General features: G+C 72.9%; 15 protein-coding genes and 1 tRNA gene. 12 read left to right on the plus strand and 4 right to left on the minus strand.

The window, feature by feature from the left end; translation table 11 throughout:
• The first annotated feature begins 70 nt into the window (after positions 1 to 70).
• Both IG63_RS0116650 and IG63_RS0116655 read left to right on the plus strand, forming a co-directional pair.
• Complete coding sequence (locus IG63_RS0116650) at positions 71 to 277, plus strand: HGxxPAAW family protein (RefSeq protein ID WP_030485481.1); 207 nt, start codon at positions 71 to 73, stop codon at positions 275 to 277.
• A 7-nt stretch (positions 278 to 284) separates the two neighbouring features.
• On the plus strand, positions 285 to 749 hold the full coding sequence (locus tag IG63_RS0116655; protein ID WP_036195965.1) for a DUF2752 domain-containing protein: 465 nt from the start codon (positions 285 to 287) through the stop codon (positions 747 to 749).
• Between the two features lie 4 nt (positions 750 to 753).
• Here IG63_RS0116655 and IG63_RS20955 read toward each other — a convergent pair whose 3' ends face one another.
• Positions 754 to 1,260: a DUF4190 domain-containing protein gene (locus IG63_RS20955; protein WP_051707033.1), complete on the minus strand. Its 507-nt coding sequence runs from the start codon at positions 1,258 to 1,260 to the stop codon at positions 754 to 756.
• A gap of 127 nt (positions 1,261 to 1,387) precedes the next feature.
• Here IG63_RS20955 and trpC point away from each other — a divergent pair, with 127 nt between their 5' ends.
• The 5 genes from trpC to lgt are packed head-to-tail and all read left to right on the plus strand — an operon-like array spanning position 1,388 to position 5,783.
• Positions 1,388 to 2,176, plus strand: coding sequence for an indole-3-glycerol phosphate synthase TrpC (trpC, locus tag IG63_RS0116665; protein WP_030485484.1), 789 nt, complete (start codon positions 1,388 to 1,390; stop codon positions 2,174 to 2,176).
• The gene (gene trpB, locus IG63_RS0116670) at positions 2,173 to 3,462 is read left to right on the plus strand and encodes a tryptophan synthase subunit beta (RefSeq protein ID WP_051707034.1); all 1,290 of its coding nucleotides are present in this window, start codon (positions 2,173 to 2,175) and stop codon (positions 3,460 to 3,462) included. Before trpC ends, trpB begins: the two co-directional genes overlap by 4 nt.
• Positions 3,459 to 4,283 carry a tryptophan synthase subunit alpha gene (gene trpA, locus IG63_RS0116675; protein ID WP_030485486.1) on the plus strand — a complete coding sequence of 275 codons (825 nt, stop codon included), beginning with the start codon at positions 3,459 to 3,461 and terminating at the stop codon, positions 4,281 to 4,283. Before trpB ends, trpA begins: the two co-directional genes overlap by 4 nt.
• A gap of 10 nt (positions 4,284 to 4,293) precedes the next feature.
• The gene (locus IG63_RS0116680; RefSeq protein ID WP_169741814.1) at positions 4,294 to 4,890 is read left to right on the plus strand and encodes an SCO family protein; all 597 of its coding nucleotides are present in this window, start codon (positions 4,294 to 4,296) and stop codon (positions 4,888 to 4,890) included.
• Entirely contained in the window at positions 4,887 to 5,783 is an 897-nt protein-coding gene (gene lgt, locus IG63_RS0116685) for a prolipoprotein diacylglyceryl transferase (RefSeq protein WP_051707036.1), read from the plus strand. The genes IG63_RS0116680 and lgt overlap by 4 nt, the downstream gene beginning before the upstream one ends.
• Here lgt and IG63_RS0116690 read toward each other — a convergent pair.
• Positions 5,771 to 6,988: an NAD(P)/FAD-dependent oxidoreductase gene (locus IG63_RS0116690; protein ID WP_030485489.1), complete on the minus strand. Its 1,218-nt coding sequence runs from the start codon at positions 6,986 to 6,988 to the stop codon at positions 5,771 to 5,773. The two genes, lgt and IG63_RS0116690, sit on opposite strands and share 13 nt — an antisense overlap.
• Positions 6,988 to 7,179, minus strand: a complete 192-nt coding sequence (locus IG63_RS0116695; RefSeq protein ID WP_030485490.1) for a ferredoxin — start codon at positions 7,177 to 7,179, stop codon at positions 6,988 to 6,990. Before IG63_RS0116695 ends, IG63_RS0116690 begins: the two co-directional genes overlap by 1 nt.
• 191 nt (positions 7,180 to 7,370) lie before the next feature.
• On the opposite strand from IG63_RS0116695, the gene gltB reads away from it, so the two are divergent.
• The 3 genes from gltB to pyk are packed head-to-tail and all read left to right on the plus strand — an operon-like array spanning position 7,371 to position 14,844.
• Positions 7,371 to 11,903, plus strand: coding sequence for a glutamate synthase large subunit (gene gltB / locus IG63_RS0116700; protein WP_030485491.1), 4,533 nt, complete (start codon positions 7,371 to 7,373; stop codon positions 11,901 to 11,903).
• The gene (locus IG63_RS0116705; RefSeq protein WP_030485492.1) at positions 11,896 to 13,362 is read left to right on the plus strand and encodes a glutamate synthase subunit beta; all 1,467 of its coding nucleotides are present in this window, start codon (positions 11,896 to 11,898) and stop codon (positions 13,360 to 13,362) included. The genes gltB and IG63_RS0116705 overlap by 8 nt, the downstream gene beginning before the upstream one ends.
• A 39-nt stretch (positions 13,363 to 13,401) precedes the next feature.
• Positions 13,402 to 14,844 carry a pyruvate kinase gene (pyk, locus tag IG63_RS0116710; RefSeq protein WP_030485493.1) on the plus strand — a complete coding sequence of 481 codons (1,443 nt, stop codon included), beginning with the start codon at positions 13,402 to 13,404 and terminating at the stop codon, positions 14,842 to 14,844.
• A gap of 8 nt (positions 14,845 to 14,852) precedes the next feature.
• Here pyk and IG63_RS0116715 read toward each other — a convergent pair.
• Positions 14,853 to 14,925: transfer RNA gene (locus tag IG63_RS0116715), tRNA-Leu, on the minus strand.
• A 64-nt stretch (positions 14,926 to 14,989) separates the two neighbouring features.
• On the opposite strand from IG63_RS0116715, the gene IG63_RS0116720 reads away from it, so the two are divergent.
• Together IG63_RS0116720 and IG63_RS0116725 are read left to right on the plus strand one after the other, a co-directional pair.
• Positions 14,990 to 15,616: an ANTAR domain-containing response regulator gene (locus IG63_RS0116720; protein WP_036195969.1), complete on the plus strand. Its 627-nt coding sequence runs from the start codon at positions 14,990 to 14,992 to the stop codon at positions 15,614 to 15,616.
• Positions 15,617 to 15,739: 123 nt separating this feature from the next.
• Positions 15,740 to 17,095, plus strand: coding sequence for an ABC transporter permease subunit (locus IG63_RS0116725; protein WP_157210249.1), 1,356 nt, complete (start codon positions 15,740 to 15,742; stop codon positions 17,093 to 17,095).
• Positions 17,096 to 17,101: the final 6 nt, after the last annotated feature.

Genomic DNA, 17,101 nt, shown 5'->3' on the forward strand with positions numbered 1-17,101 from the left:
CCACCGCCTCACTAGACTGCTCCGCACGACCGTGCCGCGCAGCGTCGCCGACCCCCGAGGAGCCCCCCGCATGTCCGACAACCACGGCAACACCCCCGCGGCCTGGACCGCGGTGACCCTCGTGCTGGCCGCGTTCGTGATCGGCGGCATCGGCCTCATGGTCGGCAGCTGGGTGACCTTCTGGATCGGGGTCGCCCTCGCCCCGATCGGTGCGATCGCCGGCGCGGTGATGAGCAAGATGGGTCACGGCTCGCAGCCGCGCGCCACCACCCACTGACCCGCCCATGACCCACGCCCCGGTGCTCCAGCGGTCGGCCGTCACCCGGCTGGCCGGCCCGCTGCTCACGGGTGGGGTGGCCGTCGCAGGCGCCGTCGCGCTGCACCTGCGCGACCCCAACACCCGGGGCAGCTGGGGCTACTGCCCGGTGTCGCTGGTCCTGGGCGTCGACTGCCCGGGGTGCGGCTCGCTGCGCGCGGTGCACGCCCTGACCGACCTCGACGTGGTCGCGGCGGCCTCGAGCAACCTGATGCTGACCCTCGCGGTGCCCGTCGCGCTCGTGGCGTGGGTGGTGTGGCTGCGGCGCGCGTGGCGCCCCCGGCCACCGCAGGGGCCCACGGCGTGGGCGCCGAGCGGTCCCGAGACGGCGCGACGCCTGTCGCCGGCCCTGGTGTGGGCGGTGACAGGCGTCGCGGTGGTGGCCTTCACGGTGCTGCGCAACCTGCCCGCGGGGGCCTGGCTGCACAGCTGACGGCTCAGCTCTGGACGTCGAAGCTGTAGTCGAGGAACTGGTCGAAGGCGCCGGTGGCGAAGGCGATCCAGTAGGCCACGGCGATGACCACGCCGATGGCGCCCAGGATGATGCCGGCCGTGGCCATGCCGCCGCCCTTGTACTGCTGCGGGGCCGCCTTGATCTGGTTCTTGCCCAGGATGCCGGTGATCAGCGCCGCGATCGCGAAGATCGGGATCGACCAGCAGAAGCACAGGACCACGCCGACGATGCCGGTCACGAGCGAGGTGATCGCCAGCGGCGAGCTCTTCTGCGGCTGCTGGTAGCCGCCGGGGGCGCCGTACTGCCCGGGGGGCGGGGGCGGCTGGCCCTGGCCGTACTGGCCCTGGCCGTACTGCTCCTGGCCGTACTGCCCGGGCTGTCCCGACTGGCCGTAGGGCTCGCCGTACGACGGCTGGGAGGGCTGTGACTGACCCGGCGTCTGGCCGGGCTCGGGTTCGCCCGGTCCGGACGGGGGGTTCGGGTTGCTCATGGCTCGGCCTTTCCGAGATGGGCGTCATGGATGCCCGGAATCTATCTGCCCGCGCGTGTGAGAGCCTTGAGGGCGCCCCACGAGTCGCCGCAAGTGCTGCTCCCGTCCTTCTCGAAGAGGTCCCCGCATGTCCGTGCTCGACGACATCGTCGCCGGGGTGCGAGAGGACCTCGCCGCACGACGTACGGCGCTCCCGGAGGCCGATCTCAGCGCCGCCGCCGCGGCGCAGCCCGCGCCCCTCGACCCCATGCCCGCCTTCGCCGCGCCCGGCCTCTCGGTGATCGCCGAGGTCAAGCGCCGCTCGCCCAGCAAGGGCGCGCTCGCCGACATCCCCGACCCCGCGGCGCTCGCGGCGGCGTACGCCGCGGGCGGCGCCGACGCGATCTCGGTGCTCACCGAGGAGCGCCGCTTCGGCGGCAGCCTGCACGACCTGCGCACGGTGCGCGCGGCCGTGCCGACGCCGCTGCTGCGCAAGGACTTCGTGGTCGAGGGCTACCAGCTGCTCGAGGCCCGGGCCGCCGGCGCCGACCTGGTGCTGCTCATCGTCGCCGCGCTCGACGACCCGCTGCTGCACGACCTGCACCAGCAGGCCGCCGAGCTCGGCCTCACGGCGCTCACCGAGGTGCACGACGAGGCCGAGGTCGAGCGGGCGCTCGCCGTCGGCGCCCGTCTCGTCGGGGTCAACGCCCGCAACCTCAAGACGCTGCAGGTGCACCCCGAGACCTTCGCCCGGCTCGCCCGGCTGCTGCCCGCCGAGGTGGTCGCGGTGGCGGAGTCCGGCATCGCCGGACCCGACGACGCCGCGGCGTACGCCGAGCAGGGCGCGCGGGTGGTGCTGGTGGGCGAGGCCCTGGTCAAGGACGGCGACCCGCGTGCCGCGGTCGCGGCGATGCGTGCCGCAGGAGGAAGCAGATGACGACGACCCAGACCGGCCAGACCGGCCCCATCGGCGACACCGGGATCGGCCCCGACGAGACCGGGCACTTCGGTGACTTCGGCGGCCGCTTCATGCCCGAGGCGCTGATGGCGGCGCTCGACGAGCTCACCGTGGCCTGGCGCGAGGCGATGGCCGACCCGGCCTTCACCGGCGAGTTCGAGCGGATGCTGCGCGAGTACGCCGGCACCCCGAGCCTGCTCTACGACGCCACCAAGCTCTCCGAGCGCCTCGGCGCGCGGGTGCTGCTCAAGCGCGAGGACCTCAACCACACCGGCGCCCACAAGATCCGCAACGTGCTGGGCCAGGCGCTGCTGACCAAGCGGATGGGCAAGACCCGGGTCATCGCCGAGACCGGCGCGGGCCAGCACGGCGTCGCCACCGCGACGGCGGCGGCCTACCTGGGCCTCGACTGCACCGTCTACATGGGCGAGGTCGACACCGAGCGCCAGGCGCTCAACGTCGCCCGGATGCAGCTGCTCGGGGCCGAGGTGGTCCCGGTCACCTCCGGCTCGCGGACCCTCAAGGACGCCATCAACGAGGCCATCCGCGACTGGGTCAGCACCGTCGACCACACGGCCTACTGCTTCGGCACCGCCGCGGGACCCCACCCCTTCCCCGCGCTGGTGCGCGACTTCTGCCGCGGCATCGGCGACGAGGCGCGGGCGCAGTGCCTGGAGCTGACCGGCGGCCTGCCCGACGCCGTCGTGGCGTGCGTGGGCGGCGGCTCCAACGCCATCGGCATCTTCACCGCCTTCCTCGGCGACGAGGGCGTCGACCTGGTCGGTGTCGAGGCCGGCGGCGACGGCGTCGAGACGCCGCGGCACGCGGCGACGATCGGCGGCGGCACGCCGGGCGTGCTCCACGGCGCGCGCACCTACGTGCTGCAGGACGCCGACGGCCAGACCAAGGAGTCGCACTCCATCTCCGCCGGGCTCGACTACCCCGGCGTCGGGCCGCAGCACGCTCACCTCGCCGACACCGGGCGGGCGACGTACGTCTCGGCGACCGACGCCGAGGCGATGGACGCGATGGCGCTGCTCGCCCGCACCGAGGGCATCATCCCGGCGATCGAGACCGCGCACGCGCTCGCCGGGGCGCAGCGGCTCGCCGCCGAGCGACCGGGCGCGACGCTGCTGGTCAACCTCTCCGGGCGCGGCGACAAGGACATGGGCACCGCGATCGAGTGGTTCGGCCTCGGCCAGGCCGCGGCCGACGGCACGCCGCGGCAGGCCGACGACCAGCAGGTCGCGGAGGGCGCGAAGTGAGCACCTCGGTCGCCTTCGAGAAGGCGCGCGCCGATCAGCGCGCCGCTCTGGTCGGCTACCTGCCGGCCGGCTTCCCCGACGCCGCCGGCTCGGTGGAGGCCATCAAGGTGATGGTCGACCACGGCTGCGACGTCATCGAGATCGGGCTGCCCTACAGCGACCCCGTGATGGACGGGCCGACGATCCAGGCGGCCGCCCAGCGCGCCCTCGAGCACGGCACCCGCACCACCGACGTGATCCGCACCGTCGAGGCGGTCGCGGCGCTCGGCGTCCCGACCCTGGTGATGACCTACTGGAACCCCGTGGAGCAGTACGGCCGGTCCGAGGGCGACAGCGGCCACCACAGCGGGGTGGAGCGCTTCGCCGCCGACCTGGCCGCGGCCGGGGGAGCGGGGCTGATCACCCCCGACCTGACGCCCGAGTCGGCCGGGCGCTGGATCGCGGCCGCCGACGAGCACGACCTCGACAAGGTCTTCCTCGTCGCGCCCTCCTCGACCGACGAGCGGCTGGCCTCGACGACCGCCGAGTGCCGTGGCTTCGTCTACGCCACCGCCGTCATGGGCGTCACCGGCGCCCGCACCACCAGCTCCGACCTGGCCGGGCCGCTCGTGGCCCGCACCCGCGCGGTCACCGACCTGCCGATCGGCGTCGGCCTCGGCGTCGGCACCGGCGCCCAGGCCGCCGAGGTGGCGGCGTACGCCGACGCGGTCATCGTGGGCTCGGCCTTCGTGCGGGCGCTGCTCGACCACGAGGGCGTGGAGGCACACCGGCGGCTCGCCGCCCTCACCGAGGACCTCGCCGAGGGCGTCCGTGCTCGTTGACCGCCCCCGCGTGGCGGTGGCGTGGCTGACGGCGCTCGTGGCGCTCGTCGCCCTCGGCGGCTGCGGCTGGACCGGCGAGACGGCCGCCGTGAGCGACCTCGGCGGCGCCGACGACGACGGCTACCGCGGGGCGCTGCTCGCGGAGGGCGACCGCCAGCCGGTCCCGGCCGTCGCGCTCAGCGACACCGACGGGGAGCCGGTCGACCTGGCCACGGAGCCCGGGCGGGCCGTGGTCTTCTTCGGCTTCACCCGGTGCACCACCATCTGCCCGGTCGTGCTGAGCACGCTGGCCCGCGCCGTCGCGCTGCTCCCCGAGGCGCAGCGGGGGCAGGTCGAGGTGCTCTTCGTGACGACCGACCCGGCGTACGACACGGCCGCGGTGCTGCGCCGCCACCTCGACCGCTTCGACCCCGCCTTCCGCGGCGTCCGGGGCTCCACCGACGACGTCGCCGCGCTGGCGGACGCGCTCCAGGTGCGCCTCGACGACGGCCGCGGCACCGTGGCGGTCTCGGTGGCCGACGGTCGCGCCGACCTGCTGTGGAGCCACTCCACCACCCCCGCCGCGATGGCGGACGACCTCGAGCGGATCCTGCGGGAGGACCCATGATCGCCGACCTGCTGCTCGTCCCCGGCTCGATCCCGAGCCCCTCGCAAGGAGTCTGGCAGCTCGGACCCGTCCCGATCCGGGCCTACGCGCTCGGCATCATCGTGGGCGTCTTCGCCGCGGTGTGGATCGGCGACCGGCGGTGGGTGGCTCGCGGCGGCCGCCCGGGCGAGGTCGCCGACGTGGCGCTGTGGGCGGTGCCCGCGGGCGTCATCGGCGCGCGTCTCTACCACGTGGCCACCGACCACCAGCTCTACTTCGGACCCGGGGGCGACCCGTGGGGCGCGCTGCAGGTCTGGAACGGCGGCCTCGGCATCTGGGGCGCCATCTCCGGCGGCTTCCTCGGCGCGTGGTTCTACTGCTGGCGCCACGGCATCCGGATCCGCCCCTTCGCCGACGCGCTGGCGCCCGGCCTGATCGTCGCCCAGGCGATCGGCCGGCTGGGCAACTACTTCAACCAGGAGCTCTTCGGCGGGCCGACCACGCTGCCCTGGGGCCTGGAGATCGACCCGGCCAACCGGCCGCTGGGCTACGAGCAGTTCGCCACCTTCCACCCGACCTTCCTCTACGAGCTGCTCTGGAACCTGGCGGCAGCCGCCGTGCTGGTGCTGCTCGACCGCCGGCTCCGGCTCGGCCACGGCCGCGTCTTCGCGCTCTACGTGCTGCTCTACACGCTGGGCCGCGGGTGGATCGAGATGCTGCGGATCGACCCGGTCGAGCTGGCCGACGTCGGCGGCCTGCGCTTCAACGTGTGGACCTCGATCGTGCTCGGGGTTGCCGCCGCGGCGTACTTCGTGGTCGTCGGACGCCGCCACCGCGGCGACGACAGCCGCGAGGCCTCGGTCCACCGCGAGGGCCACGGACAGACCACCGAGGAGCCCGCTCAGGCGGAGTGAGCTCGCGCGCGGGGCAGCGGCCGGCTGGTCGCGAGCGCCCGCGCCTCCTCGAGCGTGGCGGTGCCGAGCAGCCGGCGGAACTTCATCACCCGGCCGGGCAGGTCGCGGGCGAGCACGCCCACGAGCCGTCCCTCGCGCCCGTGCAGCGCGAGCCAGGGACCGTCGGTGCCGTCGGGTCCGTCGACCACCTCGAAGGCGTCGGCCCCGTCGGTCTCGCCCAGCAGCTGCACCTTGCTCCCGCACAGGTCCGACCAGACGTACGGCGTCCCGTCCAGCTCGCCCTGCGGCTCGCCGCGCAGCCAGGCCGCGGCGTTGGCGCCGGCGAGCCGACCCTGCTCGTGGGCCGCCGTCCAGTGCTCGGTGCGCCGCCCGACCCGGGCCACGTCGCCGGCGGCCCACACCCCGGGGGCCGACGTGCTCAGGGTCGCGTCGCAGAGCACGCCGTCGTCGACCTCGACGCCGCTGCCGGCCAGCCAGGCGGTGGCCGGCGCGGCGCCGATGCCGACCACCAGCAGGTCGGCGGGCAGCCGGCTGCCGTCGTCGAGGCGTACGCCGGTGAGGGTGCCGTGGTGCTGCTCCAGCGCCCGCACGCCCGTGCCCACCCGCAGGTCGATGCCGGCGGAGCGCACCAGGCCGACCAGCAGTCCGGCTGCCGGGCCCGCCACCCGGGCGAGCGGCTGCTCGGTGAGCTCCACCACGGTCACCGGCGCCCCTCGGTCGCGCACGGCGGTGGCCACCTCGAGGCCGACCAGCCCGGCACCGACCACCACGGTGCGGGCGCCGGCGTCGAGGGCGCGGCGCAGCGCGAGCGCGTCGTCCCGGGTGCGCAGCACCTGCACGCCGCGCGGCCGCGACAGCGCGCAGGGCAGGGTGCGGGGCGTGGCGCCGGTGGCCACCACGAGGGCGTCGTACGACAGCCCGGCGTCGCCGACGACGACCTGCCGCGCGGCGGTGTCGAGGGCGGTCGCCGCGGCGCCGAGCCGCAGGGTCACGCCCAGCGCGTCGAGCTGCTCCTCGGTGCGGAGGGGGGCGTGCTCGGTGGTGCCCCCGGGCGCGAGGAGCTGCTTCGACAGGGGCGGCCGGTCGTAGGGGAGGTGCTCCTCGGCGCCCACCAGCGTGACCGGGCCCTCGTGACCGGCGGCCCGGGCCGCCTCCGCGGCCCGCAGCCCGGCCAGCGAGCCCCCCACCACCACCAGGTGCGGCATCAGCCCTCGACCGTCAGGGCGGAGTTCGGGCAGGCCTCGCAGGCCGCCACGACCTCGGCCCGCCGGGCCTCCTCGGGCTCCTCGTCGTGCACGAGCAGCAGGCCGTCGTCGTCGAGCTCGAAGACGTCGGGGGCCAGTGACTCGCACATGCCGATGGAGGTGCAGGCGGACTCGTCGAGCAGGATCCTCATGCGCCCCAGCCTTTGACAAACAGCCTCCGTCTGTAAAGCGAGCGTGACCGGTGTCACGCGATGTCCGCCCCCGGGACGGAAGAGGCTCTGGAGGGTCTGCTGAGTTACGCTGCACCTTCTGCATGGGCCAACGTCGTCCCAGCACCAGCATGCTCAGAGCACCACGCGAGTAACACGTTGGGAGGACGCACGTGCAGGCATTCCCGCCAGCCCAGGGTCTGTACGACGGTCTCCACGAGCACGACGCCTGCGGCGTCGCCTTCGTGGCCACCATGACCGGGGAGCCCAGCCACGCGATCGTCGCGCAGGCCCTCACCGCGCTCCGCAACCTCGAGCACCGCGGTGCCGCAGGCGCGGAGCCCAACTCCGGCGACGGCGCCGGCATCCTGATGCAGGTCCCCGACCGCTTCTTCCGCGAGGTCGTCGACTTCGACCTGCCCTCCCGCCACGGCTACGCCGTCGGCACCGCCTTCGTCCCGGGCGACGAGGAGCAGGTCGCGAAGACCCGCCGCCGGATCGAGGAGATCGCCGAGGAGGAGGGCCTCTCCGTGCTCGGCTGGCGCGAGGTGCCCACCGACCCGTCGTCGCTGGGCCGCACGGCGCTCGACTGCATGCCCACCTTCAGCCAGCTCTTCGTCGCCGCCCGCGGCAGCCGGCTCGTCGGCATGGCGCTGGAGCGCCTGGCCTTCTGCCTGCGCAAGCGCGCCGAGCACGACACCGACGCCTACTTCCCGTCGCTCTCGAGCCGCACCATCGCCTACAAGGGCATGCTCACCACCGACCAGCTCGACCACGTCTTCCCCGACCTGGTCGACGAGCGGGTGGAGTCGGCGGTCGCGGTGGTGCACTCGCGCTTCTCGACCAACACCTTCCCGAGCTGGCCGCTCTCGCACCCCTTCCGCTTCATCGCCCACAACGGCGAGATCAACACCGTGATGGGCAACCGCAACTGGATGCGCGCCCGCGAGGCGCTGCTCCGGTCCGACCTGATCCCGGGCGACCTGGAGCGGCTCTTCCCGATCTGCACGCCCGGCGCCAGCGACTCGGCGTCCTTCGACGAGGTGCTCGAGCTGCTGCACATCGGCGGCCGCAGCCTCCCGCACTCGGTGCTGATGATGATCCCGGAGGCCTGGGAGAACCACGGCGAGATGGACGCCAAGCGGCGCGCCTTCTACCGCTTCCACTCCTCGATGATGGAGCCGTGGGACGGCCCCGCCTGCGTCGTCTTCACCGACGGCACCCAGGTCGGTGCCGTGCTCGACCGCAACGGCCTGCGGCCGTCGCGCTACTGGGTCACCGACGACGGCCTGGTCGTGCTGGCCAGCGAGGTCGGGGTGCTCGACATCCCGCAGGACCGGATCGTGCGCAAGGGCCGGCTGCAGCCGGGCCGGATGTTCCTCGTCGACACCGAGGAGCACCGCATCATCGAGGACGAGGAGATCAAGACCGCCCTCGCCACCGAGCACCCCTACGACGAGTGGCTGCACGCCGGGCTGATCGACCTGCCCGACCTGCCCGACCGTGAGCACGTCATCCACTCCCACGCCTCGGTCACCCGGCGCCAGCAGATCTTCGGCTACACCGAGGAGGAGCTGCGGGTCCTGCTGACCCCGATGGCCAACACCGGCGCCGAGCCGATCGGCTCGATGGGCACCGACACCCCGGTGGCCGTGCTGAGCTCGCGGCCGCGGCTGCTCTTCGACTACTTCGCCCAGCTCTTCGCGCAGGTGACCAACCCGCCGCTCGACGCGATCCGCGAGGAGCTGGTCACCAGCCTCGCCGGCGCGATCGGGCCGGAGTCCAACCTGCTCGACCCCTCGCCGGCCTCGTGCCGCCAGGTGGTGCTGCCCTTCCCGGTCATCACCAACGACGAGCTGGTCAAGATCCGCCACATCAACCGTGACGGCGACATGCCGGGCTTCATCGCCCACGTCTCGCGCGGCCTCTTCGACGTGAGCGGCGGCGGCGAGGCCCTCGCCGAGCGCCTCGACGAGATCTGCCGCGAGGTCAGCGACGCCATCCGCGACGGCGCCCGCGTCATCGTGCTCTCCGACCGGCACTCCGACGCCACCAAGGCGCCGATCCCGTCGTTGCTGCTGACCGCGGCCGTGCACCACCACCTGGTGCGCGAGAAGACCCGCACCCAGGTCGGTCTCGTCATCGAGGCCGGCGACGTGCGCGAGGTCCACCACGTCGCGCTGCTCATCGGCTACGGCGCCGCCGCGGTCAACCCCTACCTGGCCATGGAGACCGTCGAGGACCTCGCCCGCGACGCCTACTACGTCAAGGCGGAGCCCGAGAAGGCCGTCGCCAACCTGGTGCGCTCGCTCGGCAAGGGCGTGCTGAAGGTGATGTCCAAGATGGGCGTCAGCACCGTGGCGTCCTACACCGGCGCGCAGATCTTCGAGGCGCTCGGGCTCTCCCAGGAGCTGGTCGACAAGTACTTCACGGGCACCACCTCCAAGCTCGGCGGCATCGGGCTCGACGTGATCGCCCAGGAGGTCGCCATGCGCCACCGCACGGCGTACCCCGTCAGCGGGGTCGCGCCGGCGCACCGCTCGCTCGAGGTGGGCGGCGAGTACCAGTGGCGCCGCGAGGGCGAGCCGCACCTCTTCGACCCCGAGACCGTCTTCCGGCTCCAGCACGCGACCCGGCAGGGCAAGTACGACGTCTTCAAGCAGTACACGTCGCGCGTCAACGAGCAATCCGAGCGGCTGATGACCCTGCGCGGGCTCTTCCGCTTCAAGGACGGCTCGGTCACCGGGCGCGAGCCGATCGACGTCGACGAGGTCGAGCCGGTCGAGGCGATCGTCAAGCGCTTCTCCACCGGCGCGATGTCCTACGGCTCGATCTCCAAGGAGAGCCACGAGACGCTCGCCATCGCGATGAACCGCCTCGGCGCGAAGTCCAACACCGGCGAGGGCGGCGAGGACGCCGACCGGCTGCACGACCCGGAGCGGCGCAGCGCGATCAAGCAGGTCGCCTCCGGCCGCTTCGGCGTCACCTCCGAGTACCTCACCAACGCCGACGACATCCAGATCAAGATGGCGCAGGGCGCGAAGCCCGGCGAGGGCGGCCAGCTGCCCGGCCACAAGGTCTACCCGTGGGTGGCCAAGACCCGCCACAGCACGCCGGGCGTCGGCCTCATCTCGCCGCCGCCCCACCACGACATCTACTCCATCGAGGACCTCGCCCAGCTGATCCACGACCTCAAGAACGCCAACCCCTCGGCGCGGGTGCACGTCAAGCTCGTCGCCGAGGTCGGGGTCGGCACCGTCGCGGCGGGCGTGAGCAAGGCGCACGCCGACGTGGTGCTCATCTCCGGTCACGACGGCGGCACCGGGGCCTCCCCGCTGACCTCGCTCAAGCACGCCGGCGGTCCGTGGGAGCTCGGCCTGGCCGAGACCCAGCAGACGCTGCTGCTCAACGGCCTGCGCGACCGGATCGTGGTGCAGACCGACGGCCAGCTCAAGACCGGCCGCGACGTGGTCGTCGCCGCGCTGCTCGGGGCCGAGGAGTACGGCTTCTCCACCGCGCCGCTGGTGGTCTCGGGCTGCATCATGATGCGGGTCTGCCACCTCGACACCTGTCCGGTCGGGGTCGCGACGCAGAACCCCGTCCTGCGGGAGCGCTACAGCGGCAAGGCGGAGTACGTCGTCAACTTCTTCACCTACATCGCCGAGGAGGTGCGCGAGCTGCTCGCACAGCTCGGCTTCCGCAGCCTCGACGAGGCGATCGGCCACGCCGACGTGCTCGACGCCACCGAGGCGGTCAACCACTGGAAGGCCGCGGGTCTCGACATCGCGCCGATCTTCCACGTGCCCGAGCTGCACGAGGACTCCGCGCGCCACCAGGTGCACGCCCAGGACCACGGACTCGAGCACGCGCTCGACAACGAGCTGATCGAGCTCAGCGCCGACGCGCTCGAGCGCGGGGAGCCGGTGCGGGCGCAGCTGGCGATCCGCAACGTCAACCGCACCGTCGGCACGATGCTGGGCCACGAAGTCACCAAGCGCTACCGGGCCGAGGGGCTGCCCCCCGGCACGATCGACCTCACCTTCACCGGCTCGGCGGGGCAGTCCTTCGGCGCCTTCCTGCCGCCCGGCGTGACGCTGCGCCTGGAGGGCGACGCCAACGACTACGTCGGCAAGGGCCTCTCCGGCGGTCGGCTCGTGGTGCGCCCGGACCGGGCGGCCACCTTCGCCGCCCACGAGCACATCATCGCGGGCAACACCCTGGCCTACGGCGCCACGTCGGGCGAGATCTTCGTGCGCGGCGGCGTCGGCGAGCGGTGCGCCGTCCGCAACTCCGGCGCCCACCTGGTGACCGAGGGCGTGGGCGACCACGGCTGCGAGTACATGACCGGCGGCCGGGTGGTGGTGCTGGGCAAGACCGGGCGCAACTTCGCCGCCGGCATGAGCGGCGGCGTCGCGTGGGTGCTGGACCTGAAGGACTTCCGGGTCAACAAGGACCTGGTCGAGCTCGGTCCCGTCACCGACGACGCGGCCGTCGAGCTCGAGGCCCTGGTGCGCGCCCACCACGAGGAGACCGGCTCGGAGGTCGCCGCCGGGCTGCTGGAGGACTGGGAGACCGCACTGACCCGCTTCACCGAGATCATCCCGCGCGACTTCCGCATCGTGATGGAGGCCAAGGCCAAGGCCGAGGCCGACGGGCTCGACGAGAAGCAGGTCGCCGAGAAGATGATGGAGGCGCTCCATGGCTGATCCCAAGGGATTCCTCAAGCACGACCGCCAGGTCGCCGAGCGGCGTCCGGTCGACGAGCGTGTCGAGGACTGGAACGAGGTCTACCCCGGCGGGCCGGGGCGGGCGCTGCTGCCGATCATCACCACCCAGGCGGGGCGCTGCATGGACTGCGGCATCCCCTTCTGCCACCAGGGCTGCCCGCTGGGCAACCTGATCCCGGAGTGGAACGACCTGGTCTGGCGCGACGACTGGGACGGCGCGATCGAGCGGCTGCACGCGACCAACAACTTCCCGGAGTTCACCGGGCGGTTGTGCCCGGCGCCGTGCGAGACCTCGTGCGTCCTCGGCATCAACCAGGACCCGGTGACGATCAAGAACGTCGAGGTCTCGATCATCGACCGCGCCTGGGAGTCCGGTGCCGTGCGCCCCGCGCCGCCCGAGTGGCTCACCGGCAGGACCGTCGCGGTGGTGGGCTCCGGGCCCGCCGGTCTCGCGGCCGCCCAGCAGCTGACCCGCGCCGGCCACACCGTCGCGGTCTACGAGCGGGCCGACAAGATCGGCGGCCTGCTGCGCTACGGCATCCCCGAGTTCAAGATGGAGAAGAAGGTCCTCGACCGTCGCCTCGACCAGATGCGTCGCGAGGGCACCGTCTTCCGCGCCGGCGTCCAGGTCGGCGACACGCTGACCGGCGACCAGCTGCGCGAGCGCTACGACGCCGTCGTGCTCGCGATGGGCGCCACCGCCGCCCGCGAGCTGCAGGTGCCGGGCCGCGACCTCGCCGGCATCCACCAGGCCATGGAGTACCTGCCGCAGTCCAACCGCGCCTCGCTGGGCGAGGAGGTGGACGGGCAGATCCGCGCCGACGGGCTCGACGTGGTCATCATCGGCGGCGGCGACACCGGCGCCGACTGCCTCGGCACCGCGATCCGCCAGGACGCCAGGTCGATCACCCAGCTCGAGATCATGGCGCGCCCCGGCGACGACCGCCCGTCCAACCAGCCCTGGCCGACCTACCCGATGGTCTACCGCGTCGCCTCGGCCCACGAGGAGGGTGGCGAGCGGGTCTACGCCGTCTCGACCCAGGAGTTCCTCGGCGACGACGACGGCCGGGTCCGCGCGCTGCGCCTGGTCGAGGTCGAGTTCCGCGACGGCAAGCTGCACGAGCTGGAGGGCACCGAGCACGAGATCCCCGCGCAGCTGGTGCTCTTCGCGATGGGCTTCGTGGGCCCCGAGCAGCAGGGGCTCGTCGAGCAGCTCGGCGTGGAGCTCGACGACCGCGGCAACGTCGCCCGCGACAGCGGCTACCAGACCTCCGTCGAGGGCGTCTTCGCCGCCGGCGACGTGGGTCGCGGGCAGTCGCTGATCGTGTGGGCCATCGCCGAGGGCCGGGCCGCCGCCGCGGCCGTCGACGCCTACCTCTCCGGGTCGACCAACCTGCCCGCCCCGATCCCGCCCACGGAGCGGCCTCTCACCGCGTGATTCCTTGGATCGTTCCAGGGGCGGCTAGGGTGGTGAACCGTGCGTAGAGCCAAGATCGTCTGCACCCTCGGCCCGGCGACCTCGAGCCTCGAGCGGGTCCGAGAGCTGGTGGCCGCCGGCATGGACGTCGCCCGGATGAACCTCTCCCACGGGAGCCACGAGGACCACGAGGCCGTCTACCGCCACGTGCGGCAGGCCTCCGACGAGTCGGGGCACGGGGTGGGCATCTTCGTCGACCTCCAGGGCCCGAAGATCCGGCTGGCCACCTTCGCCGAGGGCTCCGCGCGCATCCACGCGGGCCAGTCCTTCACCATCACCACCCGCGAGGTGCCGGGCAACAACGAGATCGCGGGCACGACGTACGACGGCCTCCCCGGCGACGTGGGCCCCGGCGACCAGATCCTGATCGACGACGGCAAGGTGCGCCTGCGCGTCACCGAGGTCTCCGGCACCGACGTGCACACCACCGTCGTCGTCGGCGGCCGGATCAGCAACCACAAGGGCATCAACCTGCCCGGGGTGCCGGTCAGCGTGCCGGCGATGTCGGAGAAGGACGTCGCCGACCTGCGCTGGGGCCTGCGCCTCGGCGTCGACTTCGTCGCGCTCTCCTTCGTGCGCAACGCCCAGGACGCCGAGGACGTCCGCGCGGTGATGCGCGAGGAGGGCGTCATGGTGCCCGTCATCGCCAAGATCGAGAAGCCGCAGGCCATCGACAACCTCAACGAGGTCGTCAAGGCCTTCGACGGCTTCATGGTGGCGCGCGGTGACCTCGGCGTGGAGTGCCCGCTCGAGGACGTGCCCTTCCTGCAGAAGCGGGTGATCGAGAAGGCCCGCCGCAACGCCAAGCCGGTGATCGTGGCGACCCAGATGCTGGAGTCGATGATCAGCGCGCCCGCCCCGACCCGGGCCGAGGCCTCCGACGTCGCCAACGCCGTGCTCGACGGCGCCGACGCGGTGATGCTCTCCGGCGAGACCAGCGTGGGGGAGTACCCCATCGAGACCGTCGAGACGATGGCCCGGATCATCGCCTCCACCGAGGACCACGCGCTGCACGACATGGCGGCCATCGACTGGCAGCCGCGCACCAAGGGCGGCATCATCGCCAAGGCCGCCGCCGAGGTCGCCGAGCGCGTCGGCGCGTCGTACCTCGTCGCCTTCAGCCAGAGCGGTGACTCCGCGCGGCGGCTGGCGCGCTACCGCGGCGCCGTCCCGGTGCTGGCCTTCACCCCCGAGGCCAAGGTGCGCTCCCAGCTCTCGATGACCTGGGGCGTCGAGACCTTCAAGACCGCCGCGGTGGAGCACACCGACGAGATGGTCCGCCAGGTCGACGAGCAGCTCCTCCAGAGCGGCCGGGTCGCCGAGGGCGACCTCGTCGTCATCATCGCCGGCAGCCCCCCCGGCATCCCCGGCTCGACCAACGCGCTGCGGATCCACAAGATGGGCGACGCCATCAACGAGGTGGCCCCGGCGTACCGACGCTGAGGCGCACGTGCCCCGGGTGGGACTCGAACCCACACTGGACGGTGTTTGAGACCGCTTCCTCTGCCGTTGGGATACCGGGGCTCCGGGACGGACGTCGTCTCACCGGGCGGCGCCACGCTATCCCACGGCCACTACGCTGCTGCCCGTGACCGCCGACCCGAGCACCACGAGCACGGCCCGCCGCGTCGTCATCGCCGACGACGAGGGGCTGATCCGGATGGACCTGGCCGAGATGCTGGTCGAGCTGGGGTACGCCGTGGTCGGCGAGGCCGCCGACGGCGAGCGGGCCGTCGAGCTGGTCGAGGAGCTGCGGCCGGACCTGGTGCTGATGGACGTGCGGATGCCGAGGCTCGACGGCATCGCCGCCGCGGAGCGGATCGCCCGCGCGCGGATCGCCCCCGTGGTCATGCTGACCGCCTTCTCCCAGCGCGAGCTGGTCGAGCGGGCGCGCGACGCGGGAGCCATGGCGTACCTCGTCAAGCCCTTCACCCAGGCCGACCTGGTGCCTGCCATCGAGATGGCGGTGAGCCGGTACGCCGAGCTGACCCAGCTCGAGGCCGAGGTGGCCGACCTGAGCGACCGGCTCGAGACCCGCAAGGCGCTCGACCGGGCCAAGGGGGTGCTGCAGCAGCAGCTGGGGCTCTCGGAGCCCGAGTCCTTCCGCTGGATCCAGAAGACGGCCATGGACCTGCGGCTCTCGATGCGCCAGGTGGCCGAGGGCGTGGTCGAGCACGGCCCGGGCGACACGGCGCCGCCGGAGCAGCCGGGCTAGACCCGAAGGTCACCGTTCGGCAACGGCAGCCACCAGATCGCGCCTCGAGGGCACGGCTCGGGCCGTCTTGCTCCTAAACTGCCCCGGACCCACTGCCCAGGCAAGCCGACGAGGAGATCCTGCGTGGCGAGACGACTAGTGGCACTGGCGGTGCTGCTCGTGTTCCTCCTGCTCCCCACGGCCGCCCAGGCCGTGGCCGAGGGACGCACCACCGCGGCGGGCACCCCCGTCGCGGCCGAGCCCACCGACGAGCCCTCTCCGACCGAGTCCGAGAGCGCCGCGCCGACCGTCCCCGACGGGCCGTACCTCTCGGTGCGCCTGCTCGACGAGGGTGAGCCCGTGCCCGGCGTGACGATCAGCGCGACCGACGCCGACGGCGGTGAGCTCGGCTCCGCCGAGACGGCCGACAACGGCATCGCCATCATCGAGATCCCGGGCAGCGGCACCTACACCGTCGAGCTCGACGAGGAGACGCTGCCCGACGGCATCGCCCTCGACGACGAGACGGGCAACACCCGCGAGGTCAGGGCCCCCCTCAACGGGCCCAACATCGTCGTCTACAACATCGGCACCCAGGCGGCCGACACCGCCGGCTTCGGCTTCCAGCTCTCCGCGGCGCTGGTCTCGGGACTGAAGTTCGGCCTGATCACGGCGCTGGCCGCGCTCGGACTGTCGCTGATCTTCGGCACCACCGGCCTGACGAACTTCTCCCACGGCGAGCTGATCACCTTCGGCGGCCTCATGACGTGGGTCTTCAACGTCTCCTTCGGGCTCCCGGTGATCGTGGCCGGGCTGCTGGCCATGGTCTTCGCGGCGGGCTTCGGCTGGGTCCAGGAGCGCGGCCTGTGGCGACCTCTGCGCAAACGCGGCACGGGCCTGATCGCGATGATGATCGTCTCGATCGGCTTCGCGCTCTTCCTGCGCTACCTCTTCCAGTACTTCTTCGGCCCGCAGACCAAGTCGCTGAGCCAGTACACGACCCAGCAGCGGCAGACCTACGGGCCGATCGCGATCGCCGACAAGGAGATCGTGATCATCCTGGTCGGGATCGTCGTGATCGCCGTGACCTGCATCGCGCTGATGAAGACGCGCCTGGGCAAGGCGATGCGCGCGGTCTCCGACAACCCGCCGCTGGCCGCGAGCTCCGGCATGCGCGTCGACGGCGTCGTCGCCGCGGCGTGGATCCTCGGTACGGCGCTCTCCGGCCTGGCCGGCGCGCTGCTCGCGGTCAACTCGCAGGTCAACTTCCTGATGGGCTTCAAGCTGTTGCTGCTCGTCTTCGCCGCGGTGACGCTGGGCGGTCTCGGCACGATCTGGGGCGCGCTGCTCGGGTCGATGGTGATCGGCTTCATGGTCGAGGTCGGGCCGCTCTTCGGGGTGCCGTCCTCGATCAAGGAGGTGGGCGCCCTCGTGGTGCTGATCCTGGTCCTGCTCATCCGTCCCCAGGGCATCCTGGGCCGTCGTCAGCGCGTCGGGTAGAGGGGG

This window comes from Nocardioides aequoreus (genome assembly GCF_000720335.1).
In the GTDB taxonomy this organism is placed as follows: domain Bacteria; phylum Actinomycetota; class Actinomycetes; order Propionibacteriales; family Nocardioidaceae; genus Marmoricola; species Marmoricola aequoreus.

Bases quoted from the DNA above. Each gene is read 5' to 3' on its own strand.
- IG63_RS0116650 (WP_030485481.1), top strand. From the start codon at position 71: ATGTCCGACAACCACGGCAACACCCCCGCGGCCTGGACCGCGGTGACC.
- IG63_RS0116655 (WP_036195965.1), top strand. From the start codon at position 285: ATGACCCACGCCCCGGTGCTCCAGCGGTCGGCCGTCACCCGGCTGGCC.
- IG63_RS20955 (WP_051707033.1), bottom strand. From the start codon at position 1,260: ATGAGCAACCCGAACCCCCCGTCCGGACCGGGCGAACCCGAGCCCGGC.
- trpC (WP_030485484.1), top strand. From the start codon at position 1,388: ATGTCCGTGCTCGACGACATCGTCGCCGGGGTGCGAGAGGACCTCGCC.
- trpB (WP_051707034.1), top strand. From the start codon at position 2,173: ATGACGACGACCCAGACCGGCCAGACCGGCCCCATCGGCGACACCGGG.
- lgt (WP_051707036.1), top strand. From the start codon at position 4,887: ATGATCGCCGACCTGCTGCTCGTCCCCGGCTCGATCCCGAGCCCCTCG.
- IG63_RS0116690 (WP_030485489.1), bottom strand. From the start codon at position 6,988: ATGCCGCACCTGGTGGTGGTGGGGGGCTCGCTGGCCGGGCTGCGGGCC.
- IG63_RS0116695 (WP_030485490.1), bottom strand. From the start codon at position 7,179: ATGAGGATCCTGCTCGACGAGTCCGCCTGCACCTCCATCGGCATGTGC.
- IG63_RS0116705 (WP_030485492.1), top strand. From the start codon at position 11,896: ATGGCTGATCCCAAGGGATTCCTCAAGCACGACCGCCAGGTCGCCGAG.